The organism is Stenoxybacter acetivorans DSM 19021 (assembly GCF_000745895.1).
Taxonomy (GTDB): domain Bacteria; phylum Pseudomonadota; class Gammaproteobacteria; order Burkholderiales; family Neisseriaceae; genus Stenoxybacter; species Stenoxybacter acetivorans.
In genome coordinates, this window is the sequence record NZ_JQKE01000134.1 from 1 (window position 1) to 1592 (window position 1592).

Annotated in this window: 2 protein-coding genes; both read left to right on the forward strand. The window is 42.3% G+C overall.

The window, feature by feature from the left end; translation table 11 throughout:
• Positions 1 to 184 precede the first annotated feature (184 nt).
• Positions 185 to 1183 (forward strand): L,D-transpeptidase, encoded by a 999-nt coding sequence (locus Q384_RS10930; RefSeq protein ID WP_051940933.1) that lies wholly within the window; start codon positions 185 to 187, stop codon positions 1181 to 1183.
• A gap of 111 nt (positions 1184 to 1294) precedes the next feature.
• Positions 1295 to 1564, forward strand: coding sequence for a hypothetical protein (locus tag Q384_RS14180; RefSeq protein ID WP_245608551.1), 270 nt, complete (start codon positions 1295 to 1297; stop codon positions 1562 to 1564).
• Positions 1565 to 1592 lie beyond the last annotated feature (28 nt).

Genomic DNA, 1592 nt, shown 5'->3' on the forward strand with positions numbered 1-1592 from the left:
CCATAAATCACTTAACGGAGCGACACCATACGAGGTACTAGAGAAATATTTTTATTTTGATGAAAAGTGTAAACAACGCGGATAATTCTTACATTTTAATCAATAAATATTTGTCGCATATTGTTATCTTTTGCTAAGATATGAATTCTGAAAAAACATTGCTTTGCGAAAATTGGGGGTTGATATGGTGTGCAAAAAATTCAAAACGGTGTGTCTGTTGGTGTATCTGGTAATGATGCAAACGGTGGTGTGGGCAGCTGTTTTACTGCCTGACTTCGCTCCACCTGAAAGAGGACAGCAGGTGGTGATTAATGTTCCTCAGTTAAAATTATTTTTGTATCAAGACGGTGTGTTACTGAAAAGCTACGATGTGGCAGTGGGGACGAATCGCACCAAGACACCATTAGGCGAATACCATATCGGCGGCAAAGCCTATAAGCCCACTTGGGTGGTACCGAAAAGTATTCAAAAAGAAATGGAAGCCAAGGGTCAAGAAGTATTGAAAACCGTAAAATACGGCGAGCCCAGGCATCCTTTGGGTCCTGTTTTTGTGCGGTTGGGTGATCCGAAATTGGGGCTGGGTATTCACGGCACCAATGCACCCGCCAGCGTACCCGGTGTACGCAGTCATGGCTGTGTTCGCATGAAAAGCCCAAATGCTTTGGATTTTGCCAAATCGGTAGAAAGCGGTTCTGATGCTTCGGTGATTTATCAATTAGCGGGTTTAAATGCTGATGATGCTGAAAATTTGTGGCTGGCTGCGTATCCTGACCCGTATTTTCAAAAAAACTTGGACAAAACCGCGTTAATTAATAGCATTAATGATTGGGCGCAAAATAGGGGTTTAACAGTTGATCATAAGTTGGTTGCATTGGTGTTGAAAAACCGAAGCAGTAAATTGAATTGCATCACGTGCAACGGCAAACAATCGGTTTCAGGCAGCCTGAAAGCCATTAATTGGCAAAGCGGGCTGGGTACATTGGTACAAGCAAAACCGATAGAAGAAACACCTGAGCTTTTACCGGGGTTTGGACATGAGGTATTGCCGGAAGGAGATAGTGTGGAAGTGGAAACAGAAGCTGCGGCAGAGCCGGTGTCATCTTTTGCTGTACCCGTAATACGGGAACAGAAGAGCATACCTGTATTGCCGATAAAAGCTCGCCCTTTGTTTCCGGAGCAATAGTTATTTTTGCACAACTTTTAAAGTGGGTTGATGTTTTAATCTTGCGGGTGTGTTCCATTGCAGTGAATGCATAATGGAGCACACAAAGCTGAATTTTCGGCGGAATCAGTATTGGCTTTAAAAAGTAAAAAATCAAAAGAAATTTTAATACACGGACTATATTTTGGTCTATTTCCGGTGCTAATGCTTGCTGATCGCGGGATATTTTCTAGGGATTTTTTTGCGTCAATCTTGGGAACATTGGATCGCCTTTATTCTGCTTGGATTTATCGGCGGGAAAATGATAAAAGACAGTTTATCAAAAGAGAAAAAAGAGCAGGGCAATCGCATGAAAGATTTAACACAGTTTCAGTAGTTGCTCACGGTAATTATCAGAGGTAGCCGCCAGTAATCGCTGTACTTTAATGCC